General features: G+C 64.7%; 5 protein-coding genes. All 5 read right to left on the reverse strand.

Annotated features, from left to right (window positions below; all coding sequences use genetic code 11):
* Positions 1 to 724: proton-conducting transporter transmembrane domain-containing protein (locus DRF71_RS22770; protein WP_269814398.1), on the reverse strand; the 724-nt coding region annotated here is incomplete at its 3' end.
* Positions 721 to 1,032: an NADH-quinone oxidoreductase subunit NuoK gene (nuoK, locus tag DRF71_RS22775; protein ID WP_050532696.1), complete on the reverse strand. Its 312-nt coding sequence runs from the start codon at positions 1,030 to 1,032 to the stop codon at positions 721 to 723. The genes DRF71_RS22770 and nuoK, both read right to left, overlap by 4 nt.
* Positions 1,029 to 1,547 (reverse strand): NADH-quinone oxidoreductase subunit J family protein, encoded by a 519-nt coding sequence (locus DRF71_RS22780; protein ID WP_078523484.1) that lies wholly within the window; start codon positions 1,545 to 1,547, stop codon positions 1,029 to 1,031. The genes nuoK and DRF71_RS22780 overlap by 4 nt, the downstream gene beginning before the upstream one ends.
* Positions 1,544 to 2,443 (reverse strand): complex I subunit 1/NuoH family protein, encoded by a 900-nt coding sequence (locus DRF71_RS22785; RefSeq protein ID WP_043847419.1) that lies wholly within the window; start codon positions 2,441 to 2,443, stop codon positions 1,544 to 1,546. The genes DRF71_RS22780 and DRF71_RS22785 overlap by 4 nt, the downstream gene beginning before the upstream one ends.
* Positions 2,440 to 3,779: heavy metal-binding domain-containing protein (locus tag DRF71_RS29260; RefSeq protein ID WP_332872079.1), on the reverse strand; the 1,340-nt coding region annotated here is incomplete at its 5' end. The genes DRF71_RS29260 and DRF71_RS22785, both read right to left, overlap by 4 nt.

Consider the following 3,779-nt stretch of genomic DNA (forward strand, 5'->3'; position numbering starts at 1 on the left):
CCGCTACCAGCGTGGCCGAGTGGAGCAGGGCAGACACCGGCGTTGGTCCCGCCATCGCCCGCATCAGCCAGTCCTGCATCGGCACCTGCGCCGACTTGCCCATCGCCGCGAACAAGAGCAGCAGGCCCGCGATCAGCGCCGGGGTGCCGGTGGTGGCAAGCGTGGCCGATATCTCGGAGGTTCCGGCGATACCGATCAGCAGGAAGGCCGCGAGGTAGAGGCCCAGATCGGCCGTCCGGGTATAGAGGAACGCCCTCATGGCCGCCCCGGGCACTCCGTTGCGTCCGTGCCAAAACCCGATCAGAAGGTAAGAGGCGAAACCGATCATTTCCCACGCCGCCAGAAGTGTGATCCAGTCGCCCGACAGCACCAGAAGTTGCATCGCGGCCACGAACATCAGCATGGTGCCGAAAAAGCGGGGGCGTTCCGGATCCTGCGCCATGTAGCCCGCCGCATAGGTCAGGACCATGGCCGCGACGGTCGCGACGACCAGCGCCAGCGTTGCCGTCAGCGGGCTGGCCACCAACCGGATCGGCAGGTCCGGCAGGAAAGGCAGACTGGCCGTGATATCCGTACCGCCCGCCACCCCGGCGAACAGCGCAATTGCCCCGGCAAGGCCCAGGGCTGCGCCGATTAGCGCAATCGCCTCCGGCGCCCGCCGCAGCGCAAGGGCCGTCAGGCCCGCGCCCAGGGGCGCGAGGATCGTCAGCGCCAGCCAGATCACCCCTTGAGCTCCCGCGCTTCTTCCATCTCGACCGACCCGCGCGAGCGGAACCGCGCGATGGCGATGCCGAAACCCACGGCCATCTCGACCGCCATCACCGCCATGACAATTAGCACGAACATCTTCGCCGCGGTCACATCGGGGTGCAGATAGCGCCAGAACGCCACGAGATTGAGCAGTGCCGCGGCAAGGATCAGCTCGACCCCCATGATGATCATGACAAGGTTGGTCTGGCTGAGCGCGCCATAGAGACCAACGCCGAAAAGCGCCGCACCGACGCTGAGCGCGATCATGAGCTCGGGGATCATGGGGTGTCCTCCTCTTGCGGGGCGATGGCGACCATGGTCGCGGCGATCATCGCGGTCAGGATCATCAGCGCCGCGCTTTCAAAGATGAACATCGAGCGTCCGAGGATTTCGCGTCCCAGCAAGCGCGCCTGTTCATCGGCCCCGGGCACGTCGGGCACGGGGCCTTGCCAGCCGGCGGTCCAGATCACCACAAGCGCGGCAACCAAGCCAATCCCGCCTGCCCAGAGCGACAGGCGTTTCTGGTGTGTCATGTCCATCTTGCCCATGCCGCCGGGGTCCATCATGAACATGACCATGAAGATCGCCATGACGCTCATCTCGGTGGCCATCATCATGATCTGGAGCACGCCCAGGAACTCGGCTTGCATGACAAGGAACATCGCCCCGATGGCGGTCTGACTGAAGAGGAGCGCGATGGCCGAACGCACCATGGAATGCGTGCGAAAGACGACGATCCCGAACCAGATCGCGGCAACACCGAAAAACGCGAGAAACAGGGCGGTGGCAAGGCTCATATCGGCACCACGAGGGCGATGACGCCCACAAGGAAGATATTGGCCAGCGCCAGGGTGATGCCGAGCTTCCAGCTCAGTTCAAGATACTTCGCCTCGCGCAGGCGCGGCAGTCTGGATCCGAGCGCAAGCATCCCTGCTGCCACGGCGAGCGTCTTGAGCGCAGTCCAAACCCAGCCCGGCAGCCACGGGCCAAGCCAGCCTCCGAGGTAGAAAGTGACGGTTGCGCTGGCCAGTGCGACGATGATCACAAGCCGTGCCAGCCGCAGGACGGCCAGCCGCGCGCCGGTGTATTCGGCCTCGACTCCACCCGCCAGATCGCCGCCGCCGGTGGGCAGGTCGATGGGCGGCAGCCAGGCGACACCCATCGCCGCGATGACGAACAGGACGAAGCCGATGGGCTGATAGGCGACGTTCCACAGCGCCGCCTGAGACAGGACGATCTGGGTGGTGGAGAGCGACTCCGCCCGCATCGCCACTGCCGTTATGGGCATCACGATCAGCATGGCATAGGCGATGAACTGGCCCAGAAAGCGCCAGCCGCCGATCATCCCATAAGCTCCGTTGGGCCCCCAGCCCGCCATGATAAGGGCAACCAGTACATAGGCCAGCGCGGCGTTCAGAAACAACGCGCCAATGGCCAGATCGGTAATGATCAGCCCCGGCGCCAGCGGGATCACCGCCACCGACAGCAATCCCGCGACCAGCAGTAGGACCGGGCCGGATTCGAAGAAGAGCCGGTCGGGCGTGCGGGGCATGATCTGTTCACGGCCCAAAAGAGCAAGTGCCGAAGTCGCCGGGCGTGTCAGGCTCAGGCGTCCGTGAACCGCCCAGCTTTCCAGAACGGCCACTGCGTAGCAGCCGACAGCAAGCGCCAAAAGGATCATCGCGATACTCATTGTGACGCGCTCCAGGGATCAAGATCGAGCGAGGCGATTGCGGTCAGTGCGTCGGCAAGTTCCATCTGCTTTATCAGGTCGGGCACATGCGCAGCGAGTGCCGCGAAAGGTGTGGTCAGATGGGTCGAGGAAACCATGCCACCCTTCAATGTCAGGTGCAGGGTTGCCGGTCCGCGCGGTGTTTCCAGTGTGGCCATGCCATGGCCGTCGCCTTTTGCACGCGGCATCACTGGTATCGCAATCGCGCCCGCCTCGGCTATCAGATCAAGGCTTTGCGCAATCTCCGCACAGCGTTGGCGTAGCCGCGCCATCGCGTCGCCTTCATCCTGCGTGATCGGTTCGAAACCTAATTCGTCGTAGACCCCGTCGCCGTGTCTGGCATCGGACGCATGGCCCGCCGCACGTGCCACAGGACCTTCCGATGCTCCCTGAAGCGTCCCGATCCCGGTCAGTTTTGGTCCCATAAGTGATCGGTTGAGTGCAACGTGCAGAAGGCTCGTTATAGAGGTTGCTTGCTCTGCCACGTCATCCGCTTTAGCCGTCCGGACGCGGTGTTCCATGGCCGCCGCCCGGCGCCCCAGCGGTGCAAGGCCCGCTTGTCGAGCCAACCCGGCAAGCCAGTTGAGATGGCTTGCGATCCTTTCGCGTTCAACCGCCGCGGCGCGCGCCGTCAGCACGTCTTTCGGCGCGGTCTGCCCTGTTGCAGCTTCGGCAGCGCGGCAGGCCAGTTCGCGCATCGCCACAGGTGACAGGGGCACCGCGTCTGCAAGACTTGCAGCAAAGTCTTCGAGAGCAACGCCTGATGGCAGCGCTGCCGCCTCCATCCCTCTGATCTCGGCGCCCGCGACGCTGTCTCCATCGAGGGTCAGAACCATATGCAGTCCGCTTGGCAGACCCGGGAAGAATGGGCCGAATGGAGCGTCTATCCATTCCATCACCAACCCGTCGGGGCTGACCGGTTTGCCTTCCGTCAGCTCGACCATGGACATGAAATGTGGCTCGATCCCCGGGATGTCGGGCGCTGCGCCGTGGCCTGCGTGGCCATGATGCTCGCTATGCGCATCCTGCTGCCCGTGTGCGCCATGCGCAGCGTGCCCCCCTTGGCCCTCTTGGGCTGGCGTGTGCGCGTGGTGCTTGTGACTGCCATGTCCACTGTGCGCGTGGCCTCCGGCCTCGGCCTGCGGAACGAGGTCCATGCCGCATTTGGGGCAGGAGCCGGGCGTGTCGGAGGTGACCTCTGGGTGCATGGGGCAAACATAGGAAGTGGACGCCTCGGCGCTGGTCACAGCATCCGCGTGATGATGGGCCTTTTCTGCTTGCGTAGAACCCGTGGACG

It is taken from the genome of Pseudogemmobacter bohemicus, from assembly GCF_003290025.1.
Taxonomy (GTDB): domain Bacteria; phylum Pseudomonadota; class Alphaproteobacteria; order Rhodobacterales; family Rhodobacteraceae; genus Pseudogemmobacter; species Pseudogemmobacter bohemicus.

Bases quoted from the DNA above. Each gene is read 5' to 3' on its own strand.
- nuoK (WP_050532696.1), bottom strand. From the start codon at position 1,032: ATGATCCCCGAGCTCATGATCGCGCTCAGCGTCGGTGCGGCGCTTTTC.
- DRF71_RS22780 (WP_078523484.1), bottom strand. From the start codon at position 1,547: ATGAGCCTTGCCACCGCCCTGTTTCTCGCGTTTTTCGGTGTTGCCGCG.
- DRF71_RS22785 (WP_043847419.1), bottom strand. From the start codon at position 2,443: ATGAGTATCGCGATGATCCTTTTGGCGCTTGCTGTCGGCTGCTACGCA.